This window comes from Natrinema halophilum (assembly GCF_013402815.2).
GTDB classification, from domain to species: Archaea; Halobacteriota; Halobacteria; order Halobacteriales; family Natrialbaceae; genus Natrinema; species Natrinema halophilum.
Map to the genome: position 1 here is coordinate 26,180 of NZ_CP084881.1, position 12,640 is coordinate 38,819.

The 12,640-nt window shown below is 59.7% G+C and carries 20 protein-coding genes and 1 tRNA gene; all 21 read right to left on the reverse strand.

Annotated elements, in window-relative coordinates; all coding sequences use genetic code 11:
• Positions 1-21: 21 nt before the first annotated feature.
• Complete coding sequence (locus tag HYG82_RS43935) at positions 22-306, reverse strand: hypothetical protein (protein WP_235218315.1); 285 nt, start codon at positions 304-306, stop codon at positions 22-24.
• Positions 303-506, reverse strand: coding sequence for a hypothetical protein (locus HYG82_RS43940; protein ID WP_235218316.1), 204 nt, complete (start codon positions 504-506; stop codon positions 303-305). Before HYG82_RS43940 ends, HYG82_RS43935 begins: the two co-directional genes overlap by 4 nt.
• A 144-nt stretch (positions 507-650) precedes the next feature.
• Entirely contained in the window at positions 651-827 is a 177-nt protein-coding gene (locus HYG82_RS43945) for a hypothetical protein (RefSeq protein WP_235218317.1), read from the reverse strand.
• A gap of 2 nt (positions 828-829) precedes the next feature.
• Positions 830-1,123: a hypothetical protein gene (locus HYG82_RS43950; protein WP_235218318.1), complete on the reverse strand. Its 294-nt coding sequence runs from the start codon at positions 1,121-1,123 to the stop codon at positions 830-832.
• A complete protein-coding gene (locus HYG82_RS43955; RefSeq protein ID WP_235218319.1) occupies positions 1,116-1,364 on the reverse strand; it encodes a hypothetical protein in 249 nt (82 codons plus the stop codon). Before HYG82_RS43955 ends, HYG82_RS43950 begins: the two co-directional genes overlap by 8 nt.
• Positions 1,365-1,943 carry a hypothetical protein gene (locus HYG82_RS43960; protein ID WP_235218320.1) on the reverse strand — a complete coding sequence of 193 codons (579 nt, stop codon included), beginning with the start codon at positions 1,941-1,943 and terminating at the stop codon, positions 1,365-1,367.
• A 16-nt stretch (positions 1,944-1,959) separates the two neighbouring features.
• Positions 1,960-2,034: transfer RNA gene (locus HYG82_RS43965), tRNA-Trp, on the reverse strand.
• A gap of 620 nt (positions 2,035-2,654) precedes the next feature.
• Positions 2,655-2,885, reverse strand: a complete 231-nt coding sequence (locus tag HYG82_RS43970) for a hypothetical protein (RefSeq protein ID WP_235218243.1) — start codon at positions 2,883-2,885, stop codon at positions 2,655-2,657.
• Complete coding sequence (locus HYG82_RS43975) at positions 2,885-3,547, reverse strand: hypothetical protein (RefSeq protein WP_235218244.1); 663 nt, start codon at positions 3,545-3,547, stop codon at positions 2,885-2,887. The genes HYG82_RS43970 and HYG82_RS43975 overlap by 1 nt, the downstream gene beginning before the upstream one ends.
• Positions 3,548-3,649: 102 nt before the next feature.
• Positions 3,650-3,871 carry a MarR family transcriptional regulator gene (locus HYG82_RS43980; protein WP_235218245.1) on the reverse strand — a complete coding sequence of 74 codons (222 nt, stop codon included), beginning with the start codon at positions 3,869-3,871 and terminating at the stop codon, positions 3,650-3,652.
• A gap of 436 nt (positions 3,872-4,307) precedes the next feature.
• On the reverse strand, positions 4,308-4,682 hold the full coding sequence (locus tag HYG82_RS43985) for a hypothetical protein (protein ID WP_235218246.1): 375 nt from the start codon (positions 4,680-4,682) through the stop codon (positions 4,308-4,310).
• On the reverse strand, positions 4,675-5,421 hold the full coding sequence (locus HYG82_RS43990; RefSeq protein WP_235218247.1) for a ParB N-terminal domain-containing protein: 747 nt from the start codon (positions 5,419-5,421) through the stop codon (positions 4,675-4,677). The genes HYG82_RS43985 and HYG82_RS43990 overlap by 8 nt, the downstream gene beginning before the upstream one ends.
• Positions 5,414-6,013: a hypothetical protein gene (locus HYG82_RS43995; protein ID WP_235218248.1), complete on the reverse strand. Its 600-nt coding sequence runs from the start codon at positions 6,011-6,013 to the stop codon at positions 5,414-5,416. Before HYG82_RS43995 ends, HYG82_RS43990 begins: the two co-directional genes overlap by 8 nt.
• Positions 6,006-6,269, reverse strand: coding sequence for a hypothetical protein (locus tag HYG82_RS44000; RefSeq protein WP_235218249.1), 264 nt, complete (start codon positions 6,267-6,269; stop codon positions 6,006-6,008). Before HYG82_RS44000 ends, HYG82_RS43995 begins: the two co-directional genes overlap by 8 nt.
• Positions 6,266-8,794 carry a winged helix-turn-helix domain-containing protein gene (locus HYG82_RS44005; RefSeq protein WP_235218250.1) on the reverse strand — a complete coding sequence of 843 codons (2,529 nt, stop codon included), beginning with the start codon at positions 8,792-8,794 and terminating at the stop codon, positions 6,266-6,268. The genes HYG82_RS44000 and HYG82_RS44005 overlap by 4 nt, the downstream gene beginning before the upstream one ends.
• Positions 8,791-9,147, reverse strand: coding sequence for a hypothetical protein (locus HYG82_RS44010; protein ID WP_235218251.1), 357 nt, complete (start codon positions 9,145-9,147; stop codon positions 8,791-8,793). Before HYG82_RS44010 ends, HYG82_RS44005 begins: the two co-directional genes overlap by 4 nt.
• A gap of 265 nt (positions 9,148-9,412) precedes the next feature.
• A complete protein-coding gene (locus HYG82_RS44015; RefSeq protein ID WP_235218252.1) occupies positions 9,413-10,072 on the reverse strand; it encodes a hypothetical protein in 660 nt (219 codons plus the stop codon).
• Positions 10,069-10,434, reverse strand: coding sequence for a hypothetical protein (locus tag HYG82_RS44020; RefSeq protein WP_235218253.1), 366 nt, complete (start codon positions 10,432-10,434; stop codon positions 10,069-10,071). The genes HYG82_RS44015 and HYG82_RS44020 overlap by 4 nt, the downstream gene beginning before the upstream one ends.
• Complete coding sequence (locus HYG82_RS44025) at positions 10,427-10,726, reverse strand: hypothetical protein (protein ID WP_235218254.1); 300 nt, start codon at positions 10,724-10,726, stop codon at positions 10,427-10,429. The genes HYG82_RS44020 and HYG82_RS44025 overlap by 8 nt, the downstream gene beginning before the upstream one ends.
• Positions 10,719-12,308 carry a DNA cytosine methyltransferase gene (locus tag HYG82_RS44030; RefSeq protein WP_235218255.1) on the reverse strand — a complete coding sequence of 530 codons (1,590 nt, stop codon included), beginning with the start codon at positions 12,306-12,308 and terminating at the stop codon, positions 10,719-10,721. The genes HYG82_RS44025 and HYG82_RS44030 overlap by 8 nt, the downstream gene beginning before the upstream one ends.
• On the reverse strand, positions 12,305-12,640 hold the full coding sequence (locus tag HYG82_RS44035; RefSeq protein WP_235218256.1) for a hypothetical protein: 336 nt from the start codon (positions 12,638-12,640) through the stop codon (positions 12,305-12,307). Before HYG82_RS44035 ends, HYG82_RS44030 begins: the two co-directional genes overlap by 4 nt.

A 12,640-nucleotide genomic window follows, 5' to 3' on the forward strand; every position in this document is an offset into this window, starting at 1 on the left:
GCAGGGTCTGTCATGGCGTGTTCATCGGGGCGGGCCGCTCTGGCTCACGCCGCGAGGTCCTCGTCGAGAGATGCCGTTGGGAATCTTCGGCGAGTCGACGTCGTCGGGGCGATCGTGCTCGCCCTCGAGGTGGCACTTCTTGCAGCGCTTCCGGAGGTTCGCCGGATGACCGTTCCGTTCGTCCTGGTCACGGTGATGGACGTCGACGCGATCAGCAGTGTCGAAGGTGCGGCCGCAGGTGGGACACCGTCGACCGGCGCGTTCGAGATGGACGCGTTCGCGGTGGCGATCCCTCGAATCGGTCATGGAAAGTCGATTAGAAGCCGTCGAGTACACTCCGGACAGAGCGTGATCAGGTCGCCGACCTCGAACTCGTGCTCTGCGAGCTGCCCACCGATCCGCGTCGACTCGAAAAACTGCTCATTAAATTCGGCAGTAAGGGCTGGGCGGGTCCGATAGATGGTCTGCGGCTCGCAGAAGCCGTCGCACTCATAGTGGTAGGTCATGGAAAGTTATCGCCAGTATTTCAGCTGTATCGGCGGCCGGGATCGGATCCAACCCCCTGGAGTTCCGTCGTACAGCATGTACAAGCCCTCGTACTCGAACACGACGACGTCTTTGCCGCGCTCGAGATCAGTTCTGGCCATCTCTCAGTCCGTGATTTGGAAAGACGTCGTCGCCGGGAAGTCGTCGTAGCCCTGTCCCGCTGCAGGCCCGATGGCGTCGATGCACTGTCTGCACGTCGGTTCACCTCGGTACTCGTCCGGCGCCGAGAACATCCCCCGCTGTTCGCAGTCGTCGACGAGCTCGAGTGAGCAGGTCCACATGGTCAGGCAGGTACTTCGCAGGTCGGCGTGTTTCGCTCGAGGCCCCACCAGACGGCGATCCCGAGGGCAGCGAATAGCCCGTTGCCGATGAGCCCCAGGAGGACGATCGTCGCCGGACTCCCGGTAAGGACCAGGGCCGACGAAGCCATCATCAGGGCGACGCCGATCAGGAATAGACTCGAAACCAGCGCCGGATGGACGTGATCACGCCGCCAGAACTGGAAGTACAACGCAGCAGACATCCAGATGACACCGGCGAACGCTCCCAGCGTATCGACGAGTTGTGTATCAATCATCCCCATCCCCTCCGTTACGACCCTCGCTTTGGCGCTGACTCTGGCTCCTCCCGATCGTGACCGGCAGCTGATCCAGTGCGATGTCGACGCCGAGAAGCGCCGAGATCAGGCTGACCAGCAGCACCTTGTTCTCGAGTGTGAGCGTTATCTCGGGATGGACCGTGTCGGCTACCATCAGGGCCAGCAGTGTAAGAACTGCTGCGAAGCCTGCAAGCGGCCGAATGCGACTCTTGAAGCTCATTCATGGCTCTGGTGGGGATTCGATGGCGATGCCAAGATCCGACGCTGCGAGTAGTCGCCCCTTCTGGATGTCCTGAGTCACACCACGGTAGTGCTGTTCAGCGAGGTCGGGTCTCCACGAATTGTATTCCTCATGGGCTGTCACGATCGTCCCGCCACTCGGCGCCGGGAATAGCGTTACGTGAACCTGCCGTCGGCGAAGCCATTCCGGAGCGCCAGGGAACGGTTTCGATCCTCGATGCCGTGCGTACGAGGCGACCTCCGTGTTTCCGTTCCAGTCCGTTTTGAGGCCAGCGAGTGGTTCGACGACGTAGCCTGCTTCCTCGAGGTCTTTGATAACGACCTCAGGTTTGATGTTGAGTGTCGAGACGTGCTCTGCCGGGCTTACCTCGTACGCCGCGTAGAAGTCCTCGCCGAGCGAGCGCTTCGCGATCGTGTGAGCCAACGGGATGAACACCCGTCGGAGCGGTTGCCACGGGACCTCGTTGAACTCCGGTCCGTAGTAGGCCCGGGCGATACCGATCATGACGATCGCGGCCGTGACGATCGCGTATATGTTGTCTGTTACTGTGTCGATCATAAAATCGCTCCGCGAGTGAGTCAGGAAGGATTTGAACCCCCGACCGGCGGGTCTGGAACCCGCAGCTCTGACCTGGCTGAGCTACCGACTCAAATATTGGAACAGGAACGGGCTGGCTGATGGTTGTGTTTCGCGGCCGCAGGTCGCTCGAGAGTGTTCCTCGCTTTCGCTCGGGCTCTCGTTCGAGCCGACAACGCCGAAGTTGTCCCTCGGTTGGTCGTCGGCCGATCCCTCACCGCGGACTCGTCGTGCACGTGGCGCACCGATGTCGTTACGATATGGTGGTGTTCGATTAGACGACTTCAATCACGATAACGCCGATACGCATTTGCGTACAGATGCACTTTTCCAGCCCTCGAGACACGACGAGAGGTACTCTGGGCATCTTTCAGCCCCCCGCATACCTCTGTCGACGGGACTCGAGCGCCACACGAGTGCCGATCGCAACACACGATCTACGGCAGCTGCCTACTGCCGGACGCCGACGTCATCGGAACAGCCCTCGAGGGAGTCGAACCCTGGCCTGATCGGCCTACCATTACACGGGCTTACTTCGAAATGGGGGTAGAGGTTGAGGATTGGGGGAAGAGGGGTGGTGTCTGCGAGAGTCGGAGTCAACCGTGGAGAACCCTCGAGCGTACCTCTCGGGAATAGTGAGCGTCTAACTCTGAGGCAGCGGCCGTCATCGGGATCGGGAACAGAGCCCAGGCGTTACAGGCTCGACCACTCCTGGAGTGTTGTCTGGCCTTTCACGACTGGTCGGTCAGGTTCCGGTTCGTCAGCTGGGTCATCAGGGACCGGGACGTTTTCCGACCGTTCCTCGCCTCCAGGTGCCGGGTCCGTTGCGTAGACGACGTCGTCCGCCTCGTCCTCGAGCGACGGGCGTTCGGAGATGTGCTGGTAGCGGGCGTCGATCGGGCTCCCCTCGAATGAGCGCATCATCAGATGATCACTGCGGCCTCGAGGGCATCGCGTATCGTCCGGTCGGCTTCCGAGTAGGTGGACCAGAACTGCTGTTCGTCGATCGTCTTGTCGAGTTCGCGAACGCGCTCCGTGAAGAAGTGGCCCACCAACATCGTCGAGCAGTTCGACCGGAGATGGGGATCCGGGACGTTATGTTCCGTGTTCCCGCAGACGTCGCAAACGGTTCCCGTCCGGACCGGTTCGTTCGCTTTCGGCGTCGGCTCGGGTTCATTCGCACGATCGTACCGACGGCCCGGGTAGTACTCCCGAAGCTCGTCGTTGTCATCGTCCTGGACCTCGTACGCGTAGACCTGCTGCGTTAGCGATGGGAGCTCCGGCTCGTCGTTCTTCGGACCAGTCGGCCGGCGTTTCTCCCCCCATGTCGCGTTCTCCGTCCGGAACTGGAAGCCGATCGCTGCCGATGGGGCTCGTTCTGGCGGCTTCTCGATCACTTTCAGCCGGCGGAAACACGTTCCACACGTCGTGTGGTCGTGCGTGAGGGTGTTGAGGATCGACTCCGCATCCGCTGCCCGGCGACAGGACTCCGAGCACATCGCCGCATCGAAAAACGTGTAGCTCGGTGCGTAGTCGCCACAGTGGTCGCACTCATACCTGTCGCTTGAGGTTGATGTTGCGGACATGGTTGAGAAGTATCTGTGAGGGACCGGCGCTGCCAACGCCGGCTGGTTACCTACCACATTCTGTTTATTATGTAATAAGGCGATAGTTAGCGATGAATATTATCACTTATCAGTTTTGTATACTTTCTTTCTGAGATCCTGAAGGTCGTGATCTGACTGAATTGCGTCGACTTTTTCGAGACGATCCAGGGCGTACTGTAGTGTCGACCGTGAGAGACGAGTCTCGTCGGCGATCTCATCCTGTGTTAGGGGATGTTCAGCGTACTCGAGGACCTTGTAGACGAGTTTTGCACTCGGTGGAAGTTCCTCGATCGACCCACTCATCGTCGACACCCCGTTGTCGATCTGTTTTTAACGGCCAGGAAATTTCCGGGTCCAGTGTCGGCCCCAAAATCGTTTTGTGTTGTTAGGTCGACATCGTGGTATGAATGAATGCTTGTTCTGTCCGCAACCTGCAATCGACGGGAAAACCCTTGTTGTGCCAAAAAAGGAAAGAGTTGGTGAGATTTGCAGAGATTGTTCTCAGACTCTGGTAGGTCGATCTGTTGCAGGGAATTCAGGGTGTGTCTTATGTGATGATGACAATGCTGACTTTGCGATTCAGTATCCTCCAGCAAAGCAACAAGGTGTAGGAAGTATCGATCCCACATTGTCTCGACCAGATCCCGTTGACGTTCTCTGTGGTGACTGCGCTGGGAAGTATGCCGAAGTGGGAATAACACTTCCAGGACGCGCCTAATTTTTGAATTAATCTTTGACATCACGAATCACCTCCATCGTTGCGAAGCTCTTGGACCCGTGCGTTCACTGCCCCAATGAGCCCTTCATCAGGCTCGTCCGTCGCCTCGAGATACGCCCGTAGCTTTTCTACGAGATCGTCATCCGTTTTCTCCGGATCCAGCAGATACAGTCGGTCGGCAGCCCGAACCTGTGCGACTTCTCCAGACCGATGGGCGACTGTGATAGCGTGGTTTGCTCTCTCGAGCGTTCTCCCGGCGTGAATGAGTTCGCCTACGACCGCCGCCCGGGAGACGACTGGCAGCGAGTGAGTCTTGATGTTTTTCTCGAACGCACGGATCGCGGCTTCAGAGAGTTGCGTTGAGTCTATCGAGTGCGCTGCGTTGGGCTTACTCATCGTGACCACCGTCTGCTCGAGCCTGCTTTGAAACGGGATCTGCACCCGTCGAGAGGTACTCTCGTTCGATCGCGTGCGCTCGATCACCGAACCGATCCCGGAGTCGGTCCAGTGCAACCTGCTGTTCGTCGGGATCGTAATCCTCGAGATGCCGTTCCGCCCAGTACTGGGCTGCTGCGAAGTCGTTCAGGTAGCTGACGTGCACTGGTATCTCCTCGAGACCGGCGACGTAGCTGGCCCACACGCGCTTGTGCCCATTGAGAATCTCGTAGCGCTCGCCGCAGTCTCGAACCAGCGGGATCGGTTTCGGTCGTCCCCGAACCGCGATCGCGTCGATGTAGTCTCGGTTCCCCCCGGCGTCGAAATTCCGAGCGTGGAACGAAGCCGGGTTGATCGCGTCGAGTGAGAGCTCGATCGGTTCACGCTCGCCGATCGTCTCGAGGCGGGTTGCGGGGAACGCGTACGGTTTGGCACCGTCCGCGGTCAATTGCTTCATCGGGATCGGTCGACCACCCGTGTACTCTGGGTAGTGCTCCTCGAGGACGTCCTCGTACAGCACGATGATCACGCGATCGTCCTCCGGATACTCCGGGTTGTGTGCCGACACCGGGCCCTTTCCATAGATCTCCCAGTCTTTGATCGGGACCGGTGGCCGGTTGACGACGATCCCGTTCGGGGACGTCCCCTCGAGGTCCTCGACGATGTCACCGGTGCTAATCGAGGTCTCGAGATCAGTCATCGCGATCGCCTCCTTCCGCGGCATCCGATCGGTCGTCGACTGTCCGGATCACCTTCTGCGTAAGCGTGACGAGTTTCTCAGAGAGTCGTTCGCCTTTGCTTCCGTCGTCGAACGCTTCCGCGGCCGATTCGAGGGGGTCGAGCGCATCTCGGAGGAACGACGTGCCCCACATCTCGTCACCACTGAGTTCCTCCACCCGGTGCTTGTGGTACTTCTCCCAGCGGGACTCGCCACCCTCGTCGATCAGGCGCGCCCCACTGTCCAGTTCGTCGGGAGACCTGACTGGGAGTGCGGCGGCGATCTGCTTGCGGACTGGTTCGGGAACATCGCGCCAGTCCCAGTCGGTGACGTCACGCCAGTAGTTCCCTTTCCACCGATATTCGACGACGAACAGAACGAACGGATCGCCTGTTTCGTCGTCGTACCGGATCGTCGCGCTGTATTTCTCGCGGCCGTAGCCTCTCGTCTCACCGGGATCGGTCGTGTAGATGACCTCGATTTCGTGGGTTTTGATCTGCGTTCGCGGCAGTTCGAACTCGTTGCTTTCTTCGTCCTCATCCCAGTGGCTCGTGTCGGGCTCGTACTTAGCCATCGATCACACCCCCAACATCCGCGATCTCGACATCGTACTCGTCAGCTATTTCCTCCGCACGCTGCTGGATTTCCGACTCGGTCTCTTCGTCGACGGTCTCGATCGTCGCCTGGAGGTAGGCATACTGACCAATCGTCTCAATGACCAGGGATTCCGTTACGTTCATTCGAGACGTGAGTCGGAATTTGAACAGTGCCGTTGTGATGAGCGAACCGGCGATGACACCAGCTCCGTAAAGCGCTGCCATCCCGATCATGCATTTACCTCGTTCGAGTTGCCGGTCGTCGGAAGTGGCTGCTGCTCGATCGTCGGCCCCATCGTCACGACCGACTTCTCGACCGGTTGCTCTGCGGCGAGTCTAACCGAAACACTGAACCAACCCCCCAGGTCGTCGTTACCCTCGAGGATCCACGGATCCGGCGGCCACCATAATGCCTTTCCAAGTGGGTCGTCCGGATCACCGTACCGATCCGGTGGAAGTGACCGTTCGAGCAGGGAATCGACTGTATCAATCAGCGTTGCAGTCCCGTCGACGAGATTCGGGACCACTGAGGAACGGCGTTCTTTCCGGGTTCTGAACGACATCGTCAATCGGTAGCCGTCAGTCGAGTCCAGGAGCCCGACCGCCTCGAGTTCCGCAACGTTATTTCGAACGGAACGGGCTGAGACATCCGCCCGATCGGCCAGTTCAGTTTGCGACAGTCGCGTCTCAGCTGTCAACAGGGCTTCGACCATCGCCGATGCCGTTGGTGAAAGATCTGGAAGTATCGACTCTGTGTCGAGCGTTGACAGCGCATACCGAAGTTCATCAATACGAATCTGCCGTGGCTCATCTTCACCCTCAAGCTGCTCGAGTCCACGAGATACGGCGAACGGATCCGGGACGAGAGCGTGGCACAGCGTCACGGCACCCTCAGTTGGTTGAATTCGCTTCGGCAGCAGTATCTTGTTCGCCACTGCCGCGATCTCCGGCCGACCCGTCTCACGAATCGGGATCGGAATCGCAAACTCAGGGGCGTCATCATGAAGATCTCGCGGTGATTCAAGCCGTTTTTCGAGTTCTCCCTTCAATCGACCAATATCTGATCCACGAAACACGAACGATCCGATGAGTGATCCAAACGGTTCTGTTGCATCGACTGTCGGAGTAAAGGAGAAGGCTCGCTTCTTCCCACGATCCTCGTACAGCTGTCGAAAACCGTTGTGGACGCCGTCATACGTCGACTGAATGGCTGCCGATATGGCGACTGTCTCAGAGAGATCCTCGAGGTCATCCCGGTCGGCCCCGCTAGGAACTCGCACTTCTCGAATGAGATCGATACCAGCCGCATCCAGAAGGTGGACGATCGAGCCAGTCAAACCGTGGGCTGACCGCATAATCATTGACCGGAACGAGTCACGATCCTCGTACTCGCCGTGACGGAGATCGACCGTCCAGTCCTGGATCCGTTGGCCCCAGTCGACCAGTTTGTCTCGTAAGACCAATGGATCCGCCAGCGCCTCATCGGACAGTTCACCGATACAGCGAGCATCCCGAAGGATTGCTGGCGGTTCATCGATAGACTGAATGCGTGACGGTGGAAGAACATCGTCCACAAACCATGGTGTTGCTAACGCCACCGCCGTACTCACCGCGTAGGGCAGGGGCTCGTCGGCTTGCACAGCCACTACTGCTTGGTCCTCGTTCGGGTCGTAACTCACCTCATGCGTTCGGCCGTCTCCGGCCGGTACAGGGCCGTTTGCAATGGTCACGCTTCCGGGGTGGCCGCAGGCTACCCCGGCAACGTGGTTGTACCGGCTCATCCAGTCAACCTGGTACGGCTTGGGGCCGGCTTCTCCCTCCCCTCCCGTACGCGGGGTTACACGGCACTGGGGAGAAGACTTTCCGGATTTTCTAACGCTCTCATCGAGCTCCTGCTGTCTGCCGATTTCGGCATCGAGACGGTCCAGAACACCTCGACCAGCTTCGAGTAGTTCGACTTTCCGATTCGACTGTGGACCAAACTTCGAGATGAGTGCGAGCTCGTCGAGGGCCGCGATCGTTTGACGGACGCGCGGCTTGTTGACTTCGGAGAATATGCCGTACAACTGGTTGTACGACAGCGTTTCGCTATCCTGGTCCTCGAGCTCTCGCAAAAGTTTGATCTCGCGAGTGTCGGGATCCAGCGTCTCGATCGCATCGTCGACGACCTTAGCGAGCGGTGTATCAGTACTATCTGTGCGACGCCAGTCGTTAACACCTGGAAGTTCGTCGCGGTGGTGTGCACGGACGAAGATCTGTGTAACGCCCGTCGCGACGAACCGAACATCGAACGCGTTTGCAAGCGTCGCGATCAGACGGCAGATCTTGCTTCGCTTTCGACGAGATTCGTCTTTGAATTCCTTGCCGACAACGAACGCGACTGTCGGAACATCATCCCCGTTGAGTTCGCGGAAGAGCGTAGCGGTCGAGAGTATATCGTCGACGCTCGAGCGACCATGACCAAGTTCGGGAATGATATCGGCAACGAGATGCCATGCTTCGCGACGATTCCCGAGGGCGACGTCTCGAATGCGCGACCGGAGCCAGTGGGGAATTGACTGCTCCTCGAGCGCATCATACAGCTCGGGAACGGTCTTCCCACGAGCGAAGTCACGAACGGCGTGGACGAACGTATCGGCGACGTCGGTGTGACTGAGCAATTCTCGCCATAGGTCAGAGACGGGCTGATCGGTCACCTCGATCGACGCGATCGTGGCTGCCGGCACCTGTAGCGTGGGTGAGAGTCCGGCCGTCGTCATGCCGCCTCCCCCCACTCGTCAAGACGATTCTGTGGCGTCGTCAGTGTTGCATCCGGTGCCCTCTCGAAAACAACGCCCTGGCTTTTTGGAATCCAGTCGTCGGTCCTGTCGTCTTGGACGAGTTGCCAGGCCTTCTCTGTCTCGCGCTCGACCGTCCCTACGAACACCTGTTCGGAGCTCCCGGCAGCCTCGAGTGATTTCTCGGAAGCGAGCCAGCCCGGAATCCAGACAACGAGTTCCTGGCCTGTTGCTGAATTGAGCGCGTCGACGACGGCGAGTTCGTCCTTCGATGAGAGATCATCGTGACCGAGAACGTCGCTGTAGCTTCCGACAGTGACGATCTCGTCGCTCATCGTCCCACCTCATGCGAACTGCCGAAACGGCTGTGTAAACGGTTCTCTCTTGCGTACACTGCGGTGTTGACCGGACGAAATTCACAGGGGCACCGCTCTTCGTCCGGTATGCTTATATGGTGGAACGTACAAGAACCAGATATCCTACCACCTGGTTCCAACGCCCGCCAGCGGCGCGTGTTGGTTTTGCTTTCTCGTGCGTGTGCTTGCTGTCGTCTCTGTTGTTGGTAACGGTACTTAAAATGCATAGTCACGTCTGACGGAATCACTGCTGATCACCCCGATTGATCTCGACGGGGAACCAGCGTTGCTCCTCGCCGGCGATCTTCAGGCCGACCCGCGGTGTGCCATCCTCGCCAGGAAGGCACTCCTCGTTGCGGATCTTCGCAGTCCGACCCTCGCCCTCGAGGTAATCTGGATCCCACTGCCCCGCTCGAACAGCGGAGAAGATACGGTGGCGAGATTTGGATCCGCCCAACCGGGGGTCGATCGTGGACGTCGGCGTTCGGATGATCAGCCGGCGTGCCTTCGCAAATTGTTCCGGTAACCAGAGCCCGGCCTCGTAAACCGGCAACGGTCGCTCCTCAAGGCCGTGGATGTTGTGGATCGCTCCGCGGATGAGCTCCTCGTCGACGTCGAGATCGCCGAGGTTCATGAACAGCTTCCGTGACGTTGCCTCGATCAGTGAGATTGGATCGGAGTCGATCGTGACGCTCGAGTTCGAACCACTGTGGACACCGCAGAGACTCTCGCCACCCCACATATTCGACGCCGGCGCGGCGCACCGACGGCCTTCGGTCGTGATCCCGCGGCAGCGAACGTTCGCGTAGGGTCGGTTGCTCGAGTCGGTTTCACTGTCACTATCGTCCTCATCCTCGATTTCGGGCCGATCGATCCCGCCACCGAACTGCGAAAGGTCGGTCACTGCGGATCACCCTCATTGACAGTGGTTACTCGGTCCAGGACTGCAGACAGCTCCACGCGCTCGAGGCGCGTCGACCGAGCATAGAATTCACACCGATCACCCAGCTCGTCGACGAGCTCATCTTTCGATCGACGGTGTTGGACTGGCTCTGGATTCTCGTCGGTCCTAAAACGCAGCCAGTTGAGGATCGCAACCAGATCGCCGGCGCGAAAGTAGACTGCGTGATCCGACGTTGAGTCTCGGCTGTCGAGTCGCACCTGATAGTCCCAGCCGACGATCTCTGCGATGCGGACCCTGACTTCCGCGTTCGACAGTGACGGCGCAGGGGCTTTCCCAACGACGTATTTCACATCCTCAGACATCGGAATCCACCTCTCCGAGCGGACTGAGGCCGACGTCCTCTGGGTTTAGCGACTCGAGTAATTTGCGAGTCGCGTTTGGAGACGGACACCCGCCGTCAGATGCTGTTCCTTGGCAAACCTGGCACTCGCGGTAATCATCGTCGTCGAGAAGCGATAACGGCTTCTCGGACACACTCCGTGCGTTCGCGATGGCTCGACAGCCTGAATCGCTATGATACACGTTGCCATACCCGCCGCTCGTCGTAACGGCGAGGAAAACAATTGGTCCATCCTCACCTGCCTGCTCAGTCATCGCTGGCGAGCACCTCCTCGTACTGTGGGACCTCCACATCTCGATCGGGCTGGATCCCCGCCCCGTAAGTCGAGAGGCTTGGCATCTCGGTGGTCAAGACGTGCCTGCACAGCGCTGCAGCGAGGTTTACCGGAACTGCGTTACCAATTTGCTTCCGGACCGAGCGCTTCGTGTCGCCGACGATCTCGTAGTCCGGGGGGAAGCCCTGGGCCTGCTTCGTCTCCGGCGGCTCGAGAAGTCGGTACCGAAGGTCGAGCCCCCATGGAAAGAGGTCCGGGACGATCAGCGCGTGCCGGGCTTTCGTCGTGACTGTTGGAAGCGGCTCGTCGATCGGTGCCTCGTCCGAGTTGCCGTAGTATTCGACGAGGAACGGCGAGATGAGGTGGCCGTCGTGGTTCTTCGCGGTTATGGTGGGAAACGGCCGCTCTTCCGGATCAAACGTGGCGTTGCTGTAGATATCACGCTGAGGCATGTTCCGCGGCAGGACGAACGCGTCGGCGTTGATGTGGTGGATCACGCCTCGTTTGGTCAGCGTCGGCACCGGCGTCGAGTCGGCTGGCTTCGCTCTGGCGTGTGAGTGTTGCCCCATCACCATCGGGACCGACAGCGCGGATTCGATCTCGCCGGAGACAAGAAACGGTCCGTCACGCTCCTCGAGCGCCGTCTCGAGATCGGCCACGTCGACGACGTCGTCCTGCAGGTCGGCAGTCAGCCTGACGTCCTTGCCGTGCTCTTCGATGTCTCGGCGGACGCCGAACTCCTCGATCGCGTCGGCGAACGGCGCGAGCCGGGGATCGCAGTGCTGGCGGATCCCTTCGGCGATCCGCTTCATCGTGTTGTTCGATAGCGGCCTCGATCGCGTCCAGATGGAGCTTCCCGGGTCAGTCCAGTCGATCACGTCGGCCGCTGGTCGCCAGTCCTCGAGCTCGTCAGTTGAATCGTCCGAGTGTGTGGGCTCAGGGACCGTCGGTCGTTGCGTGCGGCTGCCCATCACGAACAGTCGCTCTCGAGTGGTCGGATCGCCGTAGTCGGCCGCCCGTAGAACGACGCCGTAATCGCCGTCGTCGTCCCGGTTGATCGTGTAGCCGAGTGCCTGGAGCGTGGCGACCCACTGCTCGAAGATCGAGCCGTCACACGTCGGTTCGCCGTCGACGACCGGCCCCCAGGACCGGAGCTCGCGAACGTTCTCGATGATGATGTTCGTCGGCTGGAGCAGCTGGATCCAGTGGAGGACGTGCCACGGTGAGGCGCGCATCTGTTCGTCGACGGGCACACCTCCTCGAGCGTTGCTGAAGTGGGTGCACATCGGCCCTGCGATCAACAGGTCGACCGTCCCCGGTTCGACGACATCCGGGGGATGGATCTCTTCGACTTTTGCGTGATAGTGGTCGGCCCACGAGTGGTTCGCCTCGTGTGTGGCGATGGCGTCCTCGTCGTGGTTGACTGCGATCAGTCGAACGTCGATATCGGGGCTTTGCCGGACGTCGTTCACAGCGTCAGCCGCGCCTGTCGAGAAGCCTCCGGCGCCAGCGAAGAGATCCACGACGACGATCGAGTCGGTGCTTGTAGCGGAGGCACTCATGGCGACACCACCTCACGTGGTGGCTGCGCGTCGACCGCCTGATGGATCCGTTTCAGGTTTGGCCGATTGATCCTCCAGGCGTTGCCAACGTTCGCATTGTACTCGCCACCAGCCCACTTGCAGACGACCCGATAGAGCTCCTCGAGATCGAGGTCCGGGAGGTCTACAGTAGTATCGTCTGGCTCGATTGCGACGGCGATACGGAAGACGTCGGCTTTAGTGAGCCCTCGCTCGGAGTCTACCCCGTATCGGGTCGGATCCCCACCGACGGTGTAAGCGATCTCTTCGCGTAACTCGCCGTTGGTAAGGTATTTCAGATCCTCGGCGGGCAT

Excerpts from the sequence above, each read along its gene's own strand:
- HYG82_RS43985 (WP_235218246.1), bottom strand. The coding sequence starts at position 4,682 with ATGAGTAAGCCCAACGCAGCGCACTCGATAGACTCAACGCAACTCTCT.
- HYG82_RS43935 (WP_235218315.1), bottom strand. The coding sequence starts at position 306 with ATGACCGATTCGAGGGATCGCCACCGCGAACGCGTCCATCTCGAACGC.
- HYG82_RS44005 (WP_235218250.1), bottom strand. The coding sequence starts at position 8,794 with ATGACGACGGCCGGACTCTCACCCACGCTACAGGTGCCGGCAGCCACG.
- HYG82_RS43975 (WP_235218244.1), bottom strand. The coding sequence starts at position 3,547 with ATGTCCGCAACATCAACCTCAAGCGACAGGTATGAGTGCGACCACTGT.
- HYG82_RS43940 (WP_235218316.1), bottom strand. The coding sequence starts at position 506 with ATGACCTACCACTATGAGTGCGACGGCTTCTGCGAGCCGCAGACCATC.
- HYG82_RS44020 (WP_235218253.1), bottom strand. The coding sequence starts at position 10,434 with ATGTCTGAGGATGTGAAATACGTCGTTGGGAAAGCCCCTGCGCCGTCA.
- HYG82_RS44035 (WP_235218256.1), bottom strand. The coding sequence starts at position 12,640 with ATGCCCGCCGAGGATCTGAAATACCTTACCAACGGCGAGTTACGCGAA.
- HYG82_RS44025 (WP_235218254.1), bottom strand. The coding sequence starts at position 10,726 with ATGACTGAGCAGGCAGGTGAGGATGGACCAATTGTTTTCCTCGCCGTT.
- HYG82_RS43950 (WP_235218318.1), bottom strand. The coding sequence starts at position 1,123 with ATGATTGATACACAACTCGTCGATACGCTGGGAGCGTTCGCCGGTGTC.
- HYG82_RS44010 (WP_235218251.1), bottom strand. The coding sequence starts at position 9,147 with ATGAGCGACGAGATCGTCACTGTCGGAAGCTACAGCGACGTTCTCGGT.
- HYG82_RS44000 (WP_235218249.1), bottom strand. The coding sequence starts at position 6,269 with ATGATCGGGATGGCAGCGCTTTACGGAGCTGGTGTCATCGCCGGTTCG.
- HYG82_RS43990 (WP_235218247.1), bottom strand. The coding sequence starts at position 5,421 with ATGACTGATCTCGAGACCTCGATTAGCACCGGTGACATCGTCGAGGAC.
- HYG82_RS43960 (WP_235218320.1), bottom strand. The coding sequence starts at position 1,943 with ATGATCGACACAGTAACAGACAACATATACGCGATCGTCACGGCCGCG.
- HYG82_RS43955 (WP_235218319.1), bottom strand. The coding sequence starts at position 1,364 with ATGAGCTTCAAGAGTCGCATTCGGCCGCTTGCAGGCTTCGCAGCAGTT.
- HYG82_RS43945 (WP_235218317.1), bottom strand. The coding sequence starts at position 827 with ATGTGGACCTGCTCACTCGAGCTCGTCGACGACTGCGAACAGCGGGGG.
- HYG82_RS44030 (WP_235218255.1), bottom strand. The coding sequence starts at position 12,308 with ATGAGTGCCTCCGCTACAAGCACCGACTCGATCGTCGTCGTGGATCTC.
- HYG82_RS43970 (WP_235218243.1), bottom strand. The coding sequence starts at position 2,885 with ATGATGCGCTCATTCGAGGGGAGCCCGATCGACGCCCGCTACCAGCAC.
- HYG82_RS43980 (WP_235218245.1), bottom strand. The coding sequence starts at position 3,871 with ATGAGTGGGTCGATCGAGGAACTTCCACCGAGTGCAAAACTCGTCTAC.
- HYG82_RS43995 (WP_235218248.1), bottom strand. The coding sequence starts at position 6,013 with ATGGCTAAGTACGAGCCCGACACGAGCCACTGGGATGAGGACGAAGAA.